This is a genomic window from Nonomuraea antri, assembly GCF_013283785.1.
Taxonomy (GTDB): Bacteria; Actinomycetota; Actinomycetes; order Streptosporangiales; family Streptosporangiaceae; genus Nonomuraea; species Nonomuraea antri.
In genome coordinates this window covers 48120-68786 of sequence record NZ_JABCPZ010000020.1, presented here as the reverse complement: position 1 = coordinate 68786, position 20667 = coordinate 48120, and the positions used below count along the sequence as shown (strand labels likewise).

General features: G+C 67.3%; 16 protein-coding genes. 9 read left to right on the top strand and 7 right to left on the bottom strand.

Going from position 1 to position 20667, the window contains the following annotated elements; all coding sequences use genetic code 11:
* Positions 1-293: 293 nt before the first annotated feature.
* Both HII36_RS09835 and HII36_RS09830 read right to left on the bottom strand, forming a co-directional pair.
* On the bottom strand, positions 294-1364 hold the full coding sequence (locus tag HII36_RS09835; protein ID WP_173522785.1) for an epoxide hydrolase family protein: 1071 nt from the start codon (positions 1362-1364) through the stop codon (positions 294-296).
* Between the two features lie 35 nt (positions 1365-1399).
* Positions 1400-1597, bottom strand: coding sequence for a hypothetical protein (locus HII36_RS09830; protein WP_173522784.1), 198 nt, complete (start codon positions 1595-1597; stop codon positions 1400-1402).
* Between the two features lie 375 nt (positions 1598-1972).
* On the opposite strand from HII36_RS09830, the gene HII36_RS09825 reads away from it, so the two are divergent.
* The gene (locus HII36_RS09825) at positions 1973-3319 is read left to right on the top strand and encodes a hypothetical protein (protein ID WP_173522783.1); all 1347 of its coding nucleotides are present in this window, start codon (positions 1973-1975) and stop codon (positions 3317-3319) included.
* 478 nt (positions 3320-3797) lie between these two features.
* Here the strand turns inward: HII36_RS09825 and HII36_RS09820 are convergent, their stop codons facing one another.
* Positions 3798-4091, bottom strand: a complete 294-nt coding sequence (locus tag HII36_RS09820; protein WP_173522782.1) for a hypothetical protein — start codon at positions 4089-4091, stop codon at positions 3798-3800.
* 326 nt (positions 4092-4417) lie between these two features.
* Between HII36_RS09820 and sigK the strand changes: the two genes are divergently transcribed.
* The 6 genes from sigK to HII36_RS09790 all read left to right on the top strand — a co-directional run bounded on the left by sigK (position 4418) and on the right by HII36_RS09790 (position 11507).
* Positions 4418-5014, top strand: coding sequence for an ECF RNA polymerase sigma factor SigK (sigK, locus tag HII36_RS09815; protein WP_173522781.1), 597 nt, complete (start codon positions 4418-4420; stop codon positions 5012-5014).
* On the top strand, positions 5011-5817 hold the full coding sequence (locus HII36_RS09810) for an anti-sigma factor (RefSeq protein WP_173522780.1): 807 nt from the start codon (positions 5011-5013) through the stop codon (positions 5815-5817). The genes sigK and HII36_RS09810 overlap by 4 nt, the downstream gene beginning before the upstream one ends.
* A gap of 159 nt (positions 5818-5976) precedes the next feature.
* Positions 5977-7533 carry a molybdopterin-dependent oxidoreductase gene (locus tag HII36_RS09805; RefSeq protein WP_328807663.1) on the top strand — a complete coding sequence of 519 codons (1557 nt, stop codon included), beginning with the start codon at positions 5977-5979 and terminating at the stop codon, positions 7531-7533.
* Between the two features lie 42 nt (positions 7534-7575).
* Entirely contained in the window at positions 7576-8211 is a 636-nt protein-coding gene (locus tag HII36_RS09800; protein ID WP_173522779.1) for a fasciclin domain-containing protein, read from the top strand.
* A 193-nt stretch (positions 8212-8404) separates the two neighbouring features.
* Positions 8405-9073, top strand: a complete 669-nt coding sequence (locus tag HII36_RS09795) for a fasciclin domain-containing protein (protein ID WP_173522778.1) — start codon at positions 8405-8407, stop codon at positions 9071-9073.
* 154 nt (positions 9074-9227) lie between these two features.
* Entirely contained in the window at positions 9228-11507 is a 2280-nt protein-coding gene (locus HII36_RS09790; RefSeq protein ID WP_173522777.1) for a tetratricopeptide repeat protein, read from the top strand.
* On the opposite strand, the gene HII36_RS09785 is transcribed toward HII36_RS09790, so the two are convergent.
* Positions 11488-13086 carry a hypothetical protein gene (locus tag HII36_RS09785; RefSeq protein WP_173522776.1) on the bottom strand — a complete coding sequence of 533 codons (1599 nt, stop codon included), beginning with the start codon at positions 13084-13086 and terminating at the stop codon, positions 11488-11490. The genes HII36_RS09790 and HII36_RS09785 overlap by 20 nt on opposite strands.
* A gap of 757 nt (positions 13087-13843) precedes the next feature.
* Positions 13844-14146: a hypothetical protein gene (locus HII36_RS09780; protein ID WP_173522775.1), complete on the bottom strand. Its 303-nt coding sequence runs from the start codon at positions 14144-14146 to the stop codon at positions 13844-13846.
* Positions 14147-14815: 669 nt separating this feature from the next.
* Between HII36_RS09780 and HII36_RS09775 the strand changes: the two genes are divergently transcribed.
* Positions 14816-16318 carry a hypothetical protein gene (locus HII36_RS09775; RefSeq protein ID WP_173522774.1) on the top strand — a complete coding sequence of 501 codons (1503 nt, stop codon included), beginning with the start codon at positions 14816-14818 and terminating at the stop codon, positions 16316-16318.
* Here the strand turns inward: HII36_RS09775 and HII36_RS09770 are convergent.
* Positions 16312-18414 (bottom strand): tetratricopeptide repeat protein, encoded by a 2103-nt coding sequence (locus tag HII36_RS09770; RefSeq protein WP_173522773.1) that lies wholly within the window; start codon positions 18412-18414, stop codon positions 16312-16314. The genes HII36_RS09775 and HII36_RS09770 overlap by 7 nt on opposite strands.
* Positions 18415-18884: 470 nt before the next feature.
* On the opposite strand from HII36_RS09770, the gene HII36_RS09765 reads away from it, so the two are divergent.
* Positions 18885-19448 carry an IS110 family transposase gene (locus HII36_RS09765; protein WP_173522772.1) on the top strand — a complete coding sequence of 188 codons (564 nt, stop codon included), beginning with the start codon at positions 18885-18887 and terminating at the stop codon, positions 19446-19448.
* 99 nt (positions 19449-19547) lie between these two features.
* Here HII36_RS09765 and HII36_RS09760 read toward each other — a convergent pair whose 3' ends face one another.
* On the bottom strand, positions 19548-20663 hold the full coding sequence (locus HII36_RS09760) for a TIGR02679 domain-containing protein (RefSeq protein ID WP_173522771.1): 1116 nt from the start codon (positions 20661-20663) through the stop codon (positions 19548-19550).
* Positions 20664-20667: the final 4 nt, after the last annotated feature.

Below are 20667 nucleotides of genomic sequence, written 5' to 3'. Positions count from 1 at the left end.
CCTGCTCGCCTGGCGGCAATCCCACGACCACCTCGAGCCCTCCACCCGAAGGCACCTACGCATTCGACGCAAAGGCCCGGATCCAGAACCGCCGACAGCATCCAGCAGACCACCACCGGGCGACTGATCCGCTGGGTTGAGGGGCCAGTTGCAGATGTGTCTCTTCACGCGAGCCGCGAAGCCATCTACAGTTACGCTTTGCAGGCACTGTGCGACTCTGTGAAGTCAGAGATTTTTGCAGTGCCACGCACAGCGCCAGTACGTGGAGGTCGGGCATGACGTTGGGCGAAGCATCACTGCTGGAGCAGTTGGGTGATACCTGACGGCTTTTGTTCTGCAGGTTGCTCACCGGATCGGCGCACGCTTTCACCCGCTTTAGCGTTCGATCGGCGGTTCACGCCCAGGCAGTACGCCCGTCTGGCCCCGAAAGCTCCTGCCTCATCCCGACACGCGGTACCTCGCCCATGTCTGACCGACGGCCGGACGGCCGTCTGGCCGGCCACTTCACCCTGGCGTACCCCGAAGGCATGACCGAACCGCGACCGTATCCCAGCGACCTGTCCGACGTCGGTGAGGATGTAGTCATCGCTCACCGCGTCACCGAACAGCTGCAGGTTCCAAGCCAGCTGGCCGGCTGGGGAGTCGGCGAGCGCGTGCGCCAGGGTCTGCGGCTGGGTGGACTGGAGGGCGAGGTAGGCGCTGCGGCCGGCCACGAAGCGCTCCAGGGCGGCCAGCTTCGCCCGGTCGCTGGGTCCCAGCAGGGCGTGCTCCGCCGGATCGGCGGAGGGCAGGGAGAAGATCTGGGTGACGTGCACCCCGACGACGTGGTGCGGATCCAGGCGTCCGAGCTCGATGGAGATCATGGAGCCGACGTCGTTGCCATGCGCGCCGTAACGTTCGTACCCGAGCCGGCGCATCAGCTCCGCCCATGCCACTGCGACGCGGCGGCGGTTCCAGCCCGGCTCACGCGGTACGCCGGAGAACCCGAACCCGGGCACCGAGGGGATGACGAGATGGAAGGCGTCGCTCAGCCGCTCGATCAGCGGAAGGAACTCCACGACCGACATGGGCCAGCCGTGGGTGAGAATGAGCGGCAGGGCGTCCGGCCGGGCCGAACGGATGTGCAGGAAGTGCACGTCAAGCCCGTCGATCTCGGTCAGGAACTGCGGATGGACGTTGATCCGCCGCTCCCAGGCGCGCCAGTCGTAGCCGTCACGCCAATACTCGACCAGGTGCCGGACGCGGTCGGCGGGCACGCCGAGCCCATGGCCGGGCAGCGGGCGGGTGAAGCGGGTCGCGGCCAGCCGGGCGGCCAGGTCGTCCAGGGCCTCTTGCGCGATCTTCACCCGGTACGGCCGCATCATGACCGAGCCGCCTCCTCCACCGCACGAGCCAGTGGCTACGGTTCGTTGATCACCGGCCAGTGCCCGGCGTCCAGCTGATCACCCCCAGGCCCGGCCTGCCCAGGCGGGCCGGCCGCGAAGGCGACGTAGGTCAGCGGATGCCGCTGGTGGCCGCAGGCGGTCACCAGCGGCGTGACACGCTCCCGGGCCCACGCGCCGAGGAACGAACCACTGGCAAGAACGATGGTCGACACCGGGCCGACTCCTTTCGGTCGATCTCTTACCGGCGCAAGGCTAGGGAGGATTGTGGACGATTTCCGCCCTCATGAGGATCGCGGTCGTGTCCCGTCCCGCGACCCACGTCCTGGCTGAGCTTGTTCCGCTTGACAGACACCATCGTTGTGGTGGTCAGGCCGCCGTGGCCTCGTAGTCGGCAGGGCTGCGGTAGCCCAGGCTGCTGGGCATCGGCTTCACGGACGAAGTGAGCGAAGAGGCACTGTACGCGATCGCCACCGCAGCGGGGGCGCGCCTCACCCCATCGAGCCCGCGGCTGAAATGCTGATCATTCCTGTCCGCGAAATTCGCAGACTCTGTTGCGGGGCCACCACTTGAGGGTGTGCAGTGACAGCATGCAGCCTCCGAACGCGCTTGACGAGAGTGAGCTGTCGATCCTTGTCCGCATCGCGTTGGGCGTGAAGCCCGTGACATCACGAGAAACACGCCTGACGAGGACCGTCTACGCTCTACAGGACCGGAAGCTGGTGGTACTGACCCGAACGAAGGGCTTCTGGAGCGCCGCCCTGACGGAATCCGGTCGGCTCTACCTGGAGAACGGGAATCACCTTCCAGCGCCGGACGCCAACGAGCCGGATAAGGATGAACCGGCCATCGACCCCGAAGACTTCCTCAGGCAGCTCATTGACGCGGGTGGCACGTTGCGGATCAGCGACCCGGACGAGGTGGCCCGCCGGCTGTGGTGGGAGGCTGCCCAAGCCGCCCGTCGAGACGGTTTGATCCCCGATGGCTACCACCTCACTCTCAAGGGACGTGACCAAGGCGACCTGGAGATTCGCCTCAAGACAGGCGGACCTCACCAGAGGCACGTGCGCTACCGCTCCAAGGACCGACGGCCCGTACATGTCCCCCAGCATCTGCAAGATCTGCATTCCGTGGTGGCCGAACTACGTGACGATCAGCTGGCCTTCGCACTCGACGGCTCCGCCCGGGAGCGGGGCCTCCGGCTGTTCCAGGCGATCGCGGATGAGGCCACTCGCTGCTGCTACAAAGTTCGGAGACCCGGCGACTACAAGGGCGGACACCTCGAGGTCGTCATCGGTGACGAGGGCTGGGCCGTCGCAATCCAGAGGCAGGAGCTGGCGACGCGTCTGGCAAGTCAGTCCAGCAGCACCCGGAAGAGTCCTGACGACGTCGATGTTCCTCCTGCCCAACGGCTGCGCCTGCGGCTCTGGCAGTGGCCCGGCGGTGGAAGCTGCGACTGGTACGACGGCGACGAGTCGACGCTGGAGTCCCAGTTGTGGCAGGTCATCGTCCACATGGAGAAGGCCACCAGGGACATCTGCCACGCAGTGGCGATGATGGACGGCGGCCGATCCCCCGAGGAGCGGCAGCGGGAGCGGGACGAGCTCCGTCGGGAATGGGAAACTGCCAGGACCCTCGCTCGGGAGCGTGTCCTCACCCAGGGCCGCCTTCAGGTGCTGACTACCGAGGTGGACGCCTGGCAGCGGGCAAGAACCATACGTCAGTACGCCGACGAGCTGACCTCCGTGCTGTCCACGATCACAGACGAGGACCATCGTCGGTCCCTGGCTGACTGGATCGACTGGATGAAGTCCTACGCGGGCGCGATCGACCCGATCACCGAGCATCCGGGGTTCCCACGGGACAGGACTGTCGATCCCGACGAGCTCATCCCGCATCTCAGCGGGTTCAGTCCCTACAATCCGCCATTGAAATAACCGAGCGCTATCGTTCTCTGTTTTCATGCGCTGGGCGGCTCCAGGCCTCTGACCCGACGCTCGGATGTCCTACAGAGACCAGACATCAGGAGACCTGATAGGGGCCAGAAACTCGGCCGCCGTAGGCGCGCTGCGCATAATCAGCAGGTAAGACGTACTGATGACGCCGACCGTCCACCCTGCTGAAACTCACCTCCTTTGTCTTCTGGTCCGATGTATCGACGAATGTGGAAGGCTCCTAGCAGACGGTGGACGCGGCGGGACAGGCCTGGCCAAGTGAATCCGCGTCGGCTGGCAGCGAGGAGTGTCATGACCCGATACGCCGTCGACCACGCTCGACACGCGCTGGTGGCTTCCTGTGGCACCGGGCGTGGCGATACCGCGATCACTGGGGCCGGCTCCCGCCGGGAGCGGCTGAGCAGGATGCCCTGCGCTTGGCCGAGACCCTGACGTCGCTCTCTCATGCCTGCTGGCGGTGTTACACCCATCCAGCCAGCGCCGCGGACAGCCACGAGCTCAACTCCGAGGGCCCCGCCGCCAACATGAGCGTGACGCTTTCGCCTTCGTCATCGCAGCCCTGACCGAGCCCCACCTGCCTTCGCAGGGTGTCATCGTCCAGTCGTACATCCGCGTGGAAGAGGCCGCGCATCGTGTCGGACGCGCCCTGCACGCCCTGGACGATCTGGAATTGACCGCCCGGGTCGCTGGCGATGTCGAAGCCGAGCTGGCGTCCATCGAACGAGCGAGCTGGGCGATCTGTCGGGCCGGGCACGGCAAGCCGTGGCGCTCAGCCGCCATCTGTCGCACCTGCCCTCGGCGGATCGCGTCCGCCCCACCTCGCACCGCGCGACGGGAACGCCCTCGGATATCGGCAGCGGTCAGGACAGATGATCGACGTGGCCGATCACGCGGTGAATGGTTTCGCTCTCACGCCGGTCATGATCATCGTTGTCCAGCTCTCGACCGGCCGGATCGGGGCCCTTCGCCCATCGGACAGATCGCGGGTGCCGCAGCCGGGTGTGTGTCACCCATCCGGCTCGCGGTGGGCTCCGAAGCTCTTGTGGCTGGTGCTGTGCCGGCCGGGGCAGGAGGGTCTGCATGGGAGCGCGTGACCGGTCGCCGGTGGGCGAGGACCGTCCGAGCGGCGATCCGCCGGGTTTGGAGGAGTTGCTGCAGGCGGTCGGCAGGGGTGATCGCGGGGCGTTCGAGCGGCTGTATGAGGTACTGGCGCCGCGGGTGTTCGGGCTGGTGCTGCGGGTGCTGCGGGATCGGGCTCACAGCGAGGAGGTGGCACAGGAGGCGCTGGTGGAGGTATGGCGCAGCGCCGCCCGCTTCGAGCCGGACCGGGGGTCGGCGCTGGCGTGGGTGCTGACCATCGCGCATCGGCGGGCGATCGACCGGGTGCGTGCGGCGCAGGCGGGCACCGACCGGGAGGAGCGGGCCGCGCGGCTGGAGCCGCACCGGTCCTTTGACGAGGTGTCGGAGCTGGTGGTGGGCCGGTTGGAGGGCGAGCGGCTGCGCCGCTGCCTGGGCCATCTCACCGAACTGCAGCGCGAGTCGGTCACCTTCGCCTACTACGGCGGCTACTCCTACCGGGAGGTCGCTGAGCTGGTCAAGGCGCCGCTGCCGACGGTCAAGACACGGATGCGCGATGGATTGATCCGGCTGCGCGACTGCCTGGGAGTAGACCGATGAAGACACGAGAGGGCAGGTTCGACCCGCACACCCTGGCGGGTGCCTACGCGCTAGGCGCCATCGACGATGAGGGCGAGCGGCGCCGTTTCGAACGGCATCTGACCGGGTGCGCCGAGTGCGCGCAGGAGACGGCGACGCTCGGCGAGACGGTCGCGCGCCTGGGCACAGCGGTGGCGGCCGAGCCGCCACCCGGTCTGCGGGAACGGGTCCTGGCCGAGATCGAGCAAGTGCGTCAACTGCCGCCGCAGGTCCCGCCGGCCTCGCGCGCGAGGCGTGTGTGGCGTGTGGCGTGGCGGCCCTGGCCGGCGGCGGTGAGCGTGGCGGCGGCGCTGGCCGTGCTGACCGTGCTGGCCGGGCTGGCCGGGCTCGGCGTGAGCACGGTGCAGGCACGTCAGGAACTGGAGCAGGCTCGGCGCGTGGAGCAGCGGATCGCCGCGGTGCTGAGCGCAGATGACGCCCGCACGGTCACCGCCCTGGCCGCCCCGGCCACCGCGCCGTCCGCTGGGGCGGGGCGGAGCGGCAGGGGCACGGTAGTGCTGTCGCGCTCGCAGGGCGCGCTGGTGTTCTGGGCTGCCGGGCTGAGCGATCCGCCCGCGGGCCGCGTCTACCAGTTGTGGCAGCTCGCCCCGGGACAGATCACCTCGGCCGGGCTGCTGACCTCCAGTGGCTCCGGCGGCACGCTACCGGTCCTCGCCGCCATCAGCGCCGGTGCGGGCCAGGTGGGGATGACGGTGGAGCCGGCCGGCGGGTCACGGCAGCCGACCGGCACGCCGTTGCTGTTGGTGGACCTGCCCGCCGCCTGACCTTCCCGCCCGGCACCGGCCGGCCGAGGAAAGGGCACCCATCCGTTTCGGCCGTGGCTCCGAAGCCCTGCTGTGACTGCTGAGAAACCGGCCCACGACGGGGCGGCTCCCACACCGGCCCCGACGCCAGCCCCCCGTGCCGGCGGGCTGGATGCCAGCGTGCCGGCGGCATTTGGCGTGGCGGCCGCGGCGCTGGCACTGGGGATGGCGGAGCTGACCGCCGCACTGGCCGGCCGGCCGCAGGCCGGTCCGCTGCTCGCGGTGGGCTCGGCGGTCATCGACCTGAGCCCGGCATGGCTGAAGGCTTTCGCCATCCGCACCTTCGGCACCGCCGACAAGCCGGTCCTGCTCCTGACACTGGCCGCAGTGATCGTGGCCGTGTCGGCGGGCATCGGAACAGCCGCGCCCCGGCGACCGCGTCTGGCCATCGCGGCCCTGGCCGGGCTCGCGGCGCTCGCCGGGGCCGCGGCGCTGTCACGGCCGGCAGCGGATCCGGTGGACGTGCTGCCCGCAGCGATGGGGGCGGCGTGCGGTGCCTTCGCCCTGCTGGCCACCCGGCGCCTGCCGCTGCGTAGGCATGATGTCCGCATCACGCTGGGCGACCTGGTGCGCTACGGCCATCCCGTCCAGCCGCCGGTACCGGTGCCGGCCGCCGACCGGCGGGCGCTGCTCACTCGCGGCGCCGTCGTGCTCGGGGCGGCCGTCCTGACCGGCGGCGCCGGCCGGGCGATCACCTCCACCCGGCAGGCGTCGGCTGACGGTCGTACCTTGGTGCTGCCCTCTCCCGCCGACCCGGCTCGGCCGCTCGCGCCGGGCGTGGGGCTGAGGGTGCCGGGGCTGAGCCCGTTCACCACCCCCAACGACGCCTTCTACCGGGTCGACACCGCGCTGATCGTGCCGCGCGTGCCGCACCAGGAGTGGACGCTGCGCATCCACGGCCTGGTCGACCGCCCGATCGAACTGTCCTTCAACGACCTGCTGGCCCGGCCGCTGAGCGAGCGCGACATCACCCTGACCTGTGTCTCCAACGAGGTCGGCGGCCCGTATGCGGGAAACGCCCGCTGGCTCGGCGCAGATCTGGCCGCGCTGCTGCGCGAGGCCGGCATCCAGGCCGGGGCCGATCAGATCCTGTCCCGCTCCGCGGACGGCTGGAGCTCCTCCACCGCGCTGGAGCCGGTGCTGGACGGCCGGGACGCGCTGCTGGCCATCGCGATGAACGGCGCCCCGCTGCCGCCCGCGCACGGCTTCCCTGCGCGGATGATCGTGCCGGGCCTGTACGGCTACGTCTCGGCCACCAAATGGGTCACCGACCTCAAGCTCACCCGCTTCGCCGACGAGCGGGCGTACTGGACCCGACGCGGCTGGGCCGAACGTGCGCCGATCAAGACCGCCTCCCGCATCGAGGTGCCCAAGCCGTTCGCCGAGATACCCGCCGGTCCGGTCACCGTCGCCGGCACCGCCTGGGCGCAGCACCGCGGCATCGCCGCCGTCGAGGTGCGCGTGGACGGCGGCGCCTGGCGCCTGGCCGACCTGGCGGCCTGCGCCGGGCTCGACACCTGGCGGCAGTGGCGCACGACCTGGCAGGCCACCTCTGGACAGCACCGGCTGGAGGTTCGCGCCACCGACGCGGCCGGTCACACTCAGCCCGCCCAGAGGGTCCCGCCGATCCCGGACGGCGCCACCGGCTGGCACACGGTCCTGGTGACCGTCACCTGAACTCCCCCTCAACGATCCCATCCACCGAACACAGGGAGCATCATGAACACTCGTCATGCCGCCGGACTGCCGATCCTGGCCATGGCCGGCGCAATGGCCGTCTCGCTATCCGGTACCGGCTCGGCCGCGCTCGCCTCCCCCCGGCACGCCGACACCGCTGCCAGCGGCGTGTCCTGGGCCGCCGCCGCGCAGCCGATGACCGCCCGGCGGCCCTTCGGCCCCGGCTGCTCGGCCGTGCCCCGAACCGGCAAGGGCAGCTTCGCCGGCATGGCCGCCGACCCGGTCGCCACCGCCGCCTCCCACAACCCCGCCCTGTCCACCCTCGTCGCCGCGGTGCAGAAGGCCGGCCTGACCGACACACTCAACGGGGCCGGCGGCATCACCGTCTTCGCACCCACCAACCAGGCGTTCGCCAAGATCCCCAAGAAGACCCTCGCCAAGGTCCTGGCCGACAAGAAGACGCTGACCGCCATCCTCACCCACCACGTCGTCGCCGGCCGTAAGACCCCGGCCGACCTGCGACGCGGCCGCTTCGCCACCTTGCAGGGCGGCACGGTCGCCACCCGCGGCTCCGGCACCACCTACAAGGTCAACAACGCCAGAGTGGTCTGCGGCAACGTGGCCACCCGCAACGCCACCGTCTACATCATCGACACCGTGCTCATGCCCACCCGGTAGCCGCCCTCTCGGGCCCGCCGCACTGGCGGGCCCACCCTCCGTCAGCGCGAAGCAGGCGAGCCGGCCACGTCGATGGCCTCAGGGCCTGTTCTTCCCGCACAGGACCTGATCGCCGCCGTCCATCAGTCATCCGCAACGCCCGCTTACCCCTTTCACTCGCCCCTGCCTCACCTCGGAAAAGGAACCCACGCACATGATCACGAACAAGCGCCTGACCGCCGCTGTGCCCCTGCTGACCCTGGCCGTGTCGCTGACCGCCTGCGGCGCCGGTGGTGACACCAGCGCCGGCACCAGCGCGGCCCCTTCCGCCAGCAGCACCACCCCGGCCCCCGCCAGCAGCGCCCCGATGGCCACCGGCTCCGCCGGCTCCACCGGCGAGCGCGCCGCTGACGCGCCGTTCGGCATGGCCTGCTCAGCCGTTCCCGCCACCGGCAAGGGCAGCTTCACCGGTATGGCCGCCGACCCGGTCGCCACAGCCGCCTCCCACAACCCGATCCTGTCCACCCTCGTCGCCGCGGTGCAGAAGGCGGGCCTGGCCGACACCCTCAACTCCACCGACGGCATCACCGTCTTCGCCCCGACCAACGACGCCTTCTCCAAGATCGACAAGAAGACGTTGGACAAGGTGCTGGCCGACAAGAAGACTCTGACCGATATCCTCACCTACCACGTCGTTCCCGGGCGCAAGACCCCCGCCGACCTGGAAAGCGGCTCCTTCACCACCCTGCAGGGCGGCAAGATCACCACGACGGGATCCGGCCAGGACTACACGATCGGCGACGCCGACGTGGTGTGCGGCAACGTGGCCACCCGCAACGCCACCGTCTACATCATCGACACCGTGCTCATGCCCAAGAAGTGACCCTCGGGCCGGCTCGCCGCGCCCCTTCAGCGGAGGGCCGGGACGAAGGGGCCGCACCACTGTGAGCGGTCACTCAAGATGTTGATGAAGGCGACACCGACATTGAGTATGGCCGGGCATGAAACGACCCCGCCGAGGATGCTCGGGCGGGGTCGTGGTGTTCAAGCTGGCGCGTTGCACCTCAGCCCGAGGGTTGACTGTGTGGAGCGAACGACGTATGCCTGGCGAAGCGACCGGCGAAACCTTGTCATCTCGGCTGTCGAACGCCGGTCCAGGCGATACCTTGACCAAGAGCGATCATGAGCTGAGGTGGGGTGTGCACGATGCCGAGCGCTCCGAAGGCGAGAACCTGCGGCGTGGCAACCAGTTCGGCGGAGATGCCCAGGCCAGGAACGTAGTACAGGTGGCGGGGAACGTGTTCGGGGACATTCGACTCGTCGACAACGGGCCGGAGACTCCTCGAACCACGCCCTCACCGACCAGCGGTTTCGTGGATCGGCACGATGTACTTGCGGCGATCGAGGTCACAGTCGCGGACCCAAGCCACCCACCTCGAGTCGTGGTGCTCACTGGCCCGCCCGGTGTGGGCAAGCGGGCGGCGGCACGATGGTATGCACGGCAGGCGCGGGAGCGGTTCCCTGGTGGTGATCTTTATGTCGATTGCGATCACTTCGGGGCGAGCTATGGTCGCGCGGACATCGGCGGGATGATCGCGGCTTGTCTCAGTTCGCTGGGGGTGGCCGATGCCTTCGTGCCGGCCAGCCTGGCTGCGCGAGCCAACTGCTTGCGGGCTAGGACGGCACGCCGCCCTGTCCTGGTCGTAGTGGAGAACGCGACCGAGGCCGCTCAGGTTCGCGCCTTGACACCGAAGGCGGACGGCAGCCTTCTCCTGGCCACCACCCATCATGATTTGACGGAGCTGCACGGCAGCGGCGCTGTCTTCTTCGACGTGACACGGTTGGACGAGACAAACAGCCTCGTGCTGTTCGCCGCTGTTTCCGGGATGTCGGAGAAGGTGGCGCGGTCCTCCACGGCAGGTGCGCTGGTTCGGCTCTGCGCCGGGCTGCCGCTGGCCATCTGCGTCGCGGCCGGACGCGTGGCGAGCACTCCTGGTATGGACCTGGGCGATCTCGAAGCGGAACTCGCTGACGAACGCCGACGGCTGGCGGGCTTGAGCTTGGGAGGCAAGCCGATCGTGTCCTCCACCTTCAGCGCGGCGTATGAGCGTCTTCCTGAGCCTGTGCAGTACCTGTATCGCGTCTTGGGCTTGCTGCCCGGGCCGATCGTCTCGGCCGAGTCGGCCGCCGCGGCCGCGACCATCAGCGTTCAGCAGGCACGACAGTGCCTCGACCTCCTGGCGCAGAGCCGCCTGATGACGCCCCATTCCCGGGACCGTTTCCAGTTCCACGAGCTGATCCGGTTGCACGCCGCCGAGCGTGCCCAGGAGATCCCCCAGGAGCGCAGGGAGGCGATCAGTCAGCAGTTCGTCGATCATTGCCTGAGCCGGGTAGCCCAGGCCGTCCACGCCATCATGGGTGAACGGACTCTGATCGCCGACGTGCGGCAGGTCCGGGATCAGACGGAGCCGTTCGGCGGACGCGACTCGGCCCTGGCGTGGCTGGATGCGGAGCGGCCCAATCTGACCGACGTGGTTCGGACAGCCGTAGCAGCCGGCCTTGACGAGCGGGCGTGGCAGCTGGCCGAGGTGCTGACGGGCTATTACCTCAACCATCGTCACCTCGGCGACTGGATCACGACCAGCACGATCGGCATCGAAGCGGCGCGCCGTACGGGTAACGAGCGGGCCGAGGCCCGCTTGCGCATGCTGGTCTCCCGCGCCTACGCCGACCAGAACGATTGGGACCGGGCCGACGCCGAGTCTCGTCAGGCCGTCGAGCTGGCACAACGAGGCGGCGATGTCGTCCTTCAGGCGTCAGCGTGGGAGTTCCGTGGCCGATATCTCGACCGAGAGCAGCCCGAGGCGGCGTTCGCCGCCTATCAGCGAGCGCTGGATCTCAACATTCAGGCTGAGGAATGGCGGGGCGTCGCGCTCACGCTGTACTTCTGCGGCCGTACCCTGCGGCGGCTGGGTCAGCCCCGGCGGTCGGCTGATGCCCTGAACCAGGCTGAAGACCTTCTGACGTGGCTGGGGGACGGCCGGATGAGGGCCCGCGTGAGCATCGATCGCGGTGCTGCCCTTGCGGAAGCAGGCGCGTACGACGAAGCAAGAGCGATCTTGCAGCGGGCGGCGCAGGAGCTGGGAGGACTGCACTACGCCGCCGAGGCCGAGGTCCTGCTGGCCGGCCTTGCCGGTCAGCAGGGGGACGAGGAGCGTGCCCGCGAGCATCTGCGGGCCGCATGGAGCATCTACCACCGGGCCGGGCACCCTGAGGCGGACGTCGTCGCCGCCCGACTCAGCGAGCGGCAGGCGTGACATTCACCAGGCGCAAGGGCCTTCTGACGGTGCCCAGCTGGACCGTCACCGGGCCGTCCGGGATCCGACCTTCTCGCCAGCAGGTGTAGACGACCGCCGCTGCCAGCAGCGGGTCGTCAGGCTGCCCGTCCACGAGAGAGGCGAGGATCCTCTGCCCGTCTCGCATGCCGCTCACGATGCCGTTACGTGTCGCGGCCACGCCCATCAGCGAACCCGGGTAGTGATCCAGGATCTGGCTGATCCACCGATGCGCGTCCGTCTCGCCGGAGACCCGGTGCCGGGCGACCACCGAGGCATTGCTCACCAGCAGCCGATCCGGCTCGTCCTCGTAGCAGGCCAGATGCCGGTACAGGCCGGGCATCTCGGTGCGGCGCTGGTCACCTCGCGTGGGATACCGCCAGATGGAGATGCCTGTTTTCGCGTTTCCGCGGGAGTGGATGATGAAGGATCGAGGGTTGGTGTGGCCAGGTGTCGGAGCGTCGACGGCGCGTACGGATGGCGGGTGATCGAGCTCGGGCAGCTTCAGCAGTTCGTACGTGAAACGACGTAGTTCCGCGGTGGCCTGGCCGTGCAGGGCGAACATCCCGTTGCTGATCTCGTTCAGAGCGCCTGTGCGGTGGCCTTCGATGGCTTGAGCGATTTGATCTTTGATCGGCCGGTCATCGCGAAAGACGGGCACCAGGGTGCGCAACCGGTCGGGCGGTGTGCCCGTGATCGTCTCGTCGCTGGCTCCTGAGAGCAGCAAGGGCCGGTCGATCGCCGCACCGTAGAGGGTGACTGATCCGTGATCGCCGATGATGCAGTCAGCGGCGATCAGTGCTGCCTGCCATCCCTGCGTCGGCGGAATCCGTATCAGGCCCATGTCATCGGCGTCAGCCAGGACCTGCTGGAGATGGAAGGCCCCGTGCCAGGAGACGATGTTGGGGTGCGTCACCAGAGCCACCCGATACTCATCGATCGGGAGCTGGCCGAGTGCCTTCGCCGGTAGGCCGGGATTCCTTCCCAGCAGGGAGTCTGCCCCCCACGTTGATGTCATCAGCACAAGCCGCTGGTGTGGGCCGATCCCCAGCAGGTGGCGGAAGTGCTCGCGGAGGGGCAGGCTCGCGATCAGACGATCGTAGGTCACATCCCCGACCAACACACAGTGGTCAGCGGCGTCCGGGCTCAGTTCGCGCAGTTGCTCCCGCTGGTCGGGATGGGATATCGCCATCCAGACCTTTCGGCCCCGACGATACCGGGAAGGAACCAGCCCCGAGACCCGCTCTCCCCGGGAGCGGGACTCCGGCACCATTTTGTGAAAGCCGATGCCGTGCGGCAGCACGAGGACCGGCGTTTCCGCATGGCGTAGGTCGACGTTCTCACTTGCCGTGATCACAGCGTCGCACTCCAGGTCCTGCGCCTCCTCCCAGGAGATCACGCGAGCACCCGCCGTGGCCAGCAACGCATGGATGCCGCCGCTGAACGCCGATGATTCATCGATCGAGAAGAGAACCTGGACACGAGTGTCGCCCCGGAACATCGACAGCGCGTCTATCAGCCGGATCGCCGAGGTGAAGGTACGGACGACCGCCAGAACCACCCTCTGCGCGGCAAGAGTCTGCCAACGGCCGCCTGCCAGGGGCGGCCTTGGTGACACCGAAGCTCCATCAGCCACGAAGGCCCACCCCTATCGCGTGGTCGCGTGGTCGCGTGGTCGCGTGGTCGCGTGGTCGCGTGGTCGCGTGGTCGCGTGGTCGCGTGGTCGCGTGGTCGCGTGGTCGCGTGGTCGCGTGGTCGCGTGGTCGCGTGGTCGCGTGGCGGCAATTCAATTATCTCATTCAGAAAATCAAATGTAAAGACATGAGGACAATTCTGCTGCGTCAGCCCCATGAGCGCTCGCGATAAATACCTGCCATCCCACGAACTTCCTGCATTGAAATCGAACTAAATTTGACCACTACTCGACCTTCTTCGCCCAACCCAGCAAGTTATCTGCGACACGAACCGCATCAAGGCATTCTCAACACTGATCACAGAAGTCGTACCCATTCCGGCTAATGATCTTCCGGAGGCGGGTCCACCAGTCGATCAAGTGTACGGCTCCGCCTGCGAAATGCTGGACCGACCAGGACGACGGGGCACCTCAGGACAACCAGAGCAGTATCGAACTGGGCGACGATTCATGCTCCACATGTCCGCGGCGAGGGCGGTCGGCGACTGGGCCGCTGATGGTCCGCACCACCGTCCGTCCAGCATGATGGCAGGACCTCCTCGGCCCCTGACCGTGGCGCATCTCGCATCCGCACCACCAGAGACCGGTGGCCTCCAGACGCTCTCGCCGAACCAGGCCCAGCCCCTCAGGTGAGGGTGATCGGCCCGTTGCTCTCCTGGATCTGGAGGACGTTCTTGGCAGTGCCGGTGAAGGAGTTCCCTTGGTTGACCTGCTGCCACAACGCACGAATCTCTTCGGCGAAGGCCGGGTCACGAACGAACTCTTCGTGGAGAGCCGCAGCCGTTTCCTCCGTGCTCTGCTGCGCTCCGGTGAGGCGCTGACGGACTCGGCCGATCAGCGTCGCCAATGCGGTCCCTGCCCGTTCGCCGGCACCGGTCGCCATTCCCGTACCAAGGGCCGAGGCGATGGCCAAGATCATCGGGTCCATACGGTTCCCTTCCACGCGGGGCCTCCATGCAGTCAACCACGACCGCGAGCTTCGCTGAAAGCAAACAGGCGATGTGCCCACCCGGACGGCCGTGTCGACGAAGAGTCCCAACGTTGTGACACCCCGTTTCGCGACCATTGACCAGCCGACGACCCCACGATCAGCGTAGCCCGATGCAGGCAGCTACGCGGCACTTGTCAGGCGCCGCCGCAGATCGGCGCACCGCCGGAGCCATCGGCTCCTCCACTCGTCCATGGGATTGAGCGACATGCCGTTTGAATCGCTCCGCGATTGCTTTAGGCCCCGGGTCGCTCGTCACGGGGCAACCAGATCCCATCGCGAGGTGCTGACTGCTCGCCAGACTCAAGTTGATCGAAACCCGGCTGCCACCGCTCTCGGAGGAACAGGACAAGATCACATCATCCGTCCCTTGCGCCCCGCTATGATTAACCCCTTGTGACGGACTGGGTAGCGGATCCTCCCCTTGTCGCCCGGCGGGTCAGCTCGGTCCTGACGGCATGGCGGACGGCTCGAACATCGATACGCGTCCTTCTTGTCATCCACAGCCTCACCGCCGCGACGAGGTTGGCGGACCTTCTCCCCGCTCTCCAAGATCAACGCATTCAACTGTTCTGTACGCAGACCAGCGACTCCATGTTTCCCGCAGGAGTGAAGACTTTCATTCAGCGACTCGGCCTTCTTCATCTGTCCTGGGAACAAGCAAGAGCGATTGAATTTCACGCAGTCATCACAGCAAGCCTAGGCGACAATCTTCATGAGATAAACTCGCCAATATTGCGAATTCCTCACGGAAACGGTTACAATAAACGCTGGGATCAGCGATCAGCGATCAGCGATCAGCGATCAGCGATCAGCGATCAGCGATCAGTCTTCGGTCTGTCTGCTGAAACTCTGAAGAACGGCGAGCGGATAATCCCTGCAGCCATCGGCCTCTCCCACCCCGAGCAGTTCGAACGACTTGCCGAGGGGTGTCCCGATGCAATCTCCCGAGCGTTTGTCGCAGGAGACCCCTGCTACGACCGGATGCTCGCGAGCCTGCCGCGCAGACTCCACTATCGTCGCTCCTTCCACCTCCGCCCTGGCCAGCGGCTGATCACCGTCGCCTCGACCTGGCGGGAGGATTCTCTCTTCGGCATCGACCCGTTGCTCGTTTCCCGACTGCTCGGCGAATTGCCCTTCGACCGGTACCGGGTAGCGCTGATCCTTCACCCCAATGTCTGGGCCTCTCACAGCAGCTTCCAGATCAAGGCGTGGCTGGCCGAGGCGTTGCGCGCCGGGCTCTTACTCCTACCCCCGGAAGAAGGCTGGCGAGCCGCGGTCATCGCTGCCGACTGGGTGCTGTCTGACCATGGGTCCGTCGGCATTTACGCGGCAGCCATCGGACGGCCGGTGCTCCTGGACAAAACCGGTCTGGACGTGATCGATCCGCGTTCCGCGCTCGGCAGGCTGCTGACCGTCGCACCGACGCTCGACCCGCTCGCTCCCCTTGAGCCTCAGTTGCGTCGCGCTGAGGAACTGCGTGATCGTTGCCGCGATGTCGCCACCACGTGGATCAGTTCCGCGCCGGGACGTTCACTTCACTTGATCCGCGAAGAGATCTACCGGCTGACAGGCGAGGCGCCACCTGACACCGAGCCCATGCTCCTGGCCGTCGATGCTCCCGAGATCGATGACGTTCCTCCTTCGTCCTTCTGGACGCACGTCGAGCACATGGGACCCGAAAGGGGAGACCTGGCCGTCCACCGAGTGCCGGCCTCCATCACCCGATCGGGCCCGGCCGGGATACTGATAGCTTCCGATCGAGAGCTGGACCACCGCTTGGCCGGCCTGGCCAGCATCGTCCAGATAAGGCGGGACGAGCTTCCCTCGGACGAGGAAACCTGGTCAGCCGCTGTTTTCGAGTATCGACCAGGTGTCGAACTCACAGTGGCTCATGACGAGCAGAATGCCAGTCTGCGAGGCCGAGATGGCTCGCTGACGCAGGTGACTCTCAACGAGATCGACCACCCCGCTGACGCGGAACTCGTATTCGCCGTATTAGCCGAACGCTCTGTCAATGGCTCGGACGATATCACCGCCCTCAGCCCGCTCACCCTGGCCGCAGGATCAGAACACATCGTCAGGGCAACGTTTCGGGTCCACGCTCATTGAAGTTTCACTCGAACGCGCTCGCTCGCTTCCTGGGCACCGACGCTCTCGTACAGCTCAAGGGCGTTCTGCCACGCTGCCGCCCCGTCGCCGAGGTCGCCGAGCACCTCCCACACCTTGGCCTCCTGATAGGGCCGGCGCGCGGTCTGGAACAGCGTCAACGCCTCCTCGAACAGGGCGCGCGCCTGCCGCGGACGGCCACGTACGAGCAGCTCGGCCTGTCCCATGAGCACCTTGCCCTCGTTGACGTGATCGCGTCTGCCCTCGTCGGCGAGCCGGCGGAACAGCGCGGTGGCCGCCGCATAGCGTTCCAGCGCGGCCGGCACATCGCCCAGGACCGCGTGGGCGTCCCCTCGGTGCATCTGCAGCAACGCCTGACTTCGCGGACGGGCTGGATCGAGGAACGGCATCGCGCGATCGAAATACTCCAAGGCCGCCGCGGGATTGCCGCAGCGGCGTTCGGTGATGCCCAGCCATTCCAGGGCAGCGCCGATTCCCCGGTATTCGATGCCCGCCTCCGCCGCCTCCAGAGAACGTTGAAAACGCTGCTCGGCTTCCTCCAGCCGTCCCTGCCCGAGCAGCATCTCGCCCCACTGAGCCTGAATTCGCGCCTGCGCGTCTGGATTCTGGCACGCATCGGCATCCTCCTCGGCCCAAGCCAGAACGGTGGCGCGTTCGTCACTCCGTCCGCTGACGGTGAAGTACGCATGGGTGGCTTCCGCCATTTGCCACCGGTAGCCTCGCGGCAACCCGGTCCCTTCCCAGACGCGGCCGACGCGCTCCATGCAGGCCATGATCGCGGCCAGATTGTCACCGATCCACGCGATCGGATCCCGTTGCCCTTCCGATAAGGCGAACTCCGGAAGCGGGAACGGTGCCGTTTGCTCATAGAGGGGGCTCAGCGTCCAGCGTTGCGACAGATGCCTGCTCGCGGCGATGGCGCCGTACAGGTAGTAGTCGGCGATGCGCGAGCGCAGCCACGTCCGTACTGCGGGATCGAGATCTCGCCGCGCTGCTAACGCGGCATGCTCGTAGGTGAGGTCCTCCATCAGGTAGCGGTGACGTTGATCTGACTTGACCATGCCACGCTTCTTCAGCTGCTCCAGACCTGCCACGCCATCACCGGGCGACTCCGAGAAGAGCGCCGCCACCAACCCTGGATCGAAATCCCGGACCGGGTGCAGCCCGAGTGCGCGGTAGAGCTGAGCCGCCGGCGCGCCAAGCTCGCGGTACATCACCTCGAACACCGCGGACGGCCTGGCCATGGGATCGTCGTGCCCGGCTTCCAAGGCCGTCAAGCGTCCCTGCACGGCCATCTGGTGAGTGAGGTCGGAAAGTCGTAGCTCCCAGTCGTCGTGCAGCAGGCCTGCGGCATGGCTGGCCAGGATGGGAAGCCCCGCGCACAGCCGAACGAGCTCGGCCGTGGCTTCGGGCTCAGCCGCGACCCGGTCCGCCCCGACGATCTCGACCAGCATCTCCATGACCGCCTCATCGGGTAGCGACGCCAGGCTCAGCCGCTGTGGCTGGTACTGCGCGAGCCCGGCAAGAGGCAGCCGGCTTGTCGATATGACGAGCACGCCAGGTAGATTCGACAGGAACGGGAGCACCTGCGCGGCCGACTGCACGTCATCCAGGAGAAGAGCGACCTTCTCTCCCTCGATCAGCGAACTCAACAACTCCATCTTCGCGGCAGGGGTGCCGGCCGCCTGCGCCATACCGGCCAATGCGAAGTAGCGGTCACAGACCTCCTCGACGCTCCGGCCACGACCTTCGCCCGGACCACCGCCGCACTCCATCGCGATCTGAGCGTGATCGAAGCGGTGCCGGTTCTCGTTGATCCAGGTCAGTGCCAGCGTGGTCTTTCCGATACCCGACGGTCCTGTGATGTTCCACAGGCGGCTCCCACCCTCCTCGGCGCGCTCGGCCCACGCATCGAGCGTCGCGAACTCAGGCATCCGATCCCGGAACACCGACGTGATCGCGGGTACCAGCCGCACCGCTCGTCGTGTCCGTTGGCCCAGCTCCACCGAGCCGTTGAGCGTGCCAACCTGAACCACTGTGCCAGATCGGCCATCGAAGAAATTGACGCCTGCGCTCACAAGCCCCCATCTCGACCCACAATCGTTGGCGCTATCAAGCTACCAAGATCGGCCTTTGACCGTGGGTAAAACTGTCGCTTGAGTGTGAGCCAAGGTGCGGCATCTGACATGGACATCCCTCTGCCCCATGTCAGGAGGACAGTTCTCAGCCACCTCTACGGCGAAGGAAGAATGAGCGCTGCCTGCGGATCTTGGATTGCGCTTTCGAAGGATCTGTGAGTCTGGTGGTGGCACTTGAGGCGAAGCGCTGACAGGCTCGGTATCGGTGATCTCGGATGACTTACGAAGGATCTGGCCGCCCCGGGGGCCCCAGCGCGTGACGTGTCCGGTCCCCCGGCGCGCGCCGCTACCGGCCTGGTTCGCCCCGCTGACTTGATCAGAAGCCTGTCCGCGCTGCTGGCGTGACTCCTCACAGAGGTGTCCGCGCGGCGAGTTCGCCCAGGCCTTCACATCGTCAAAGGGAGCCGCATATGGCGCTGCTGTCCGACTCGGTCGATGCCGTCATCGGGGTCGACACCCACCGCGATAGCCACAGCGCTTGCCTGGTCAACCCGGTCGGCGGCGAGCTGGCCGCCATCACCGTCACCGCCGATGCGGACGGGTATGCGCACCTGGTCCGCTGGGCCACCGCACACGCGCCAGGCCCCACGGTGGTCTGGGCGATCGAGGGCCCGCAGCCACGGCTCCGGCCGGCCCGTGTCCTGCGTTCCACTAGCCGGCAGGTCATCGAGTCCGATCGCCCCAAACGCGTCAGCCGGCGGGGCAGCGGCAAGAACGACGCACTTGACGCCCGCCGCGCCGCCCGTGAAGCGCTCGGCCGCGAGCAGAACGCCATCCTCGCACCGATGGCCCGCGGGAGGCGGTCCGCATGCTGCTGGTCAAGCGTCACGGGAAGGCCGTCACCATTTCACAACACCAGGCCTCTTGCCCAGGTCAAACTCGTACATCACCCCCGTGGACGCAGGGGTATCGCTCCTGGAAATGACAACCTCTGGACGCAACCCTGCGGCTCCCGATCATGCCGTGGACAGTGAGTCTCGCATCGGAGGATGAAATAGGTTTGGTCTTCAGCACCGAACCGCCAGACTCCTTGTCGAGGCGGTTGACGCGGCATCGATTGATACCCGTGATCATCAGACATCCTCAGTTGAGAAAAGGCGTCGGAGGATGGCGTCATGTTCCTGATAGATGGCCTCGGAGGGAAGGCCCTCCATCGCGATCAGTTCGGCGCCGTAGAGTTCTGCCGCCTGGGCGGCGGCGAGTCGACCATCGGGATCGAGGTCTCCGGCGTAGCGAAGGTGGATTCCCTGGTCGTGGGCGAGTTGGAGGAGAGCGTGATCGACTCCTCGGAAGTGTCCGCTCGTGCACGCCAAAGGGATGGTTGCTCCTGCGACCATGGCTGCTTCGAGGACGGAAGGGTTTTCCACGACGGTGAGGGGTGCCGCGGTGGAGAAGGCCGGTGGGTACTCGACGAGGTCGAGGAGCGTCAGTGCCACCGGGGCAGCCGCATCACGCAATCGACGGTCGATCGGGCCATCGCCGACGACGCGGACATTGTGGAGCAGGACCGTTGCTGAGAGCCTGTCGGCGGTGATCCCCCTGCTCGCTAGCAACGCCCGGACATGATCTGGACGCCTGGGCTCCGAGACTCCGACGAGCTCGGCGACCGCTGCCACCAGACGTGCGCCGTTGAGAGTGTTCAGGTCGAAGTAGTGGGGGTCGCCTGTGGCGTCGTGTGCAAGCTTCGGCAAGCTGACGGGCGGACGGCAGGGCAGGAGCGCGATAACGAGGGCGAGCGAGTCGATCAGGTGACGGATGGCGTCCTCGTCGCTTGAGACTCCGGCCATGCGCATCCGGGTGGTGAGCTTGGGGAGCCGTGGTAGCCGCTCGGCGGCGTAGGCCCAGAGATCTTTGCGGAGAGCCGCGGCGCCCTGGCGGAGAGCCGCTTTGTCGATCACGGGGATACCAGTGGCTCTCTCGGCGAGAACAGCCACCTGTTCGGTGGCGATCTCCAAGGCGGTCAGGAGCTCCCGAAATGGGATGACGACCGAGGTCGCATCGACCACAACGGCGGAGCGTCCTCTTCGTCGCCGGGCCGTGGTGTCGAGGCAGGTTCGCAGTTCGGCGATGGCGGGCGCGGTGAGACCGCGAATCCGCAGTGCCGCGATCTTCTCTGGGGCCTCACCGGCGCAGAGGCGGTCATGGACGGCCTTCCACAAGGGCAGGAACACGGGATCGTCGACGAACATGTGT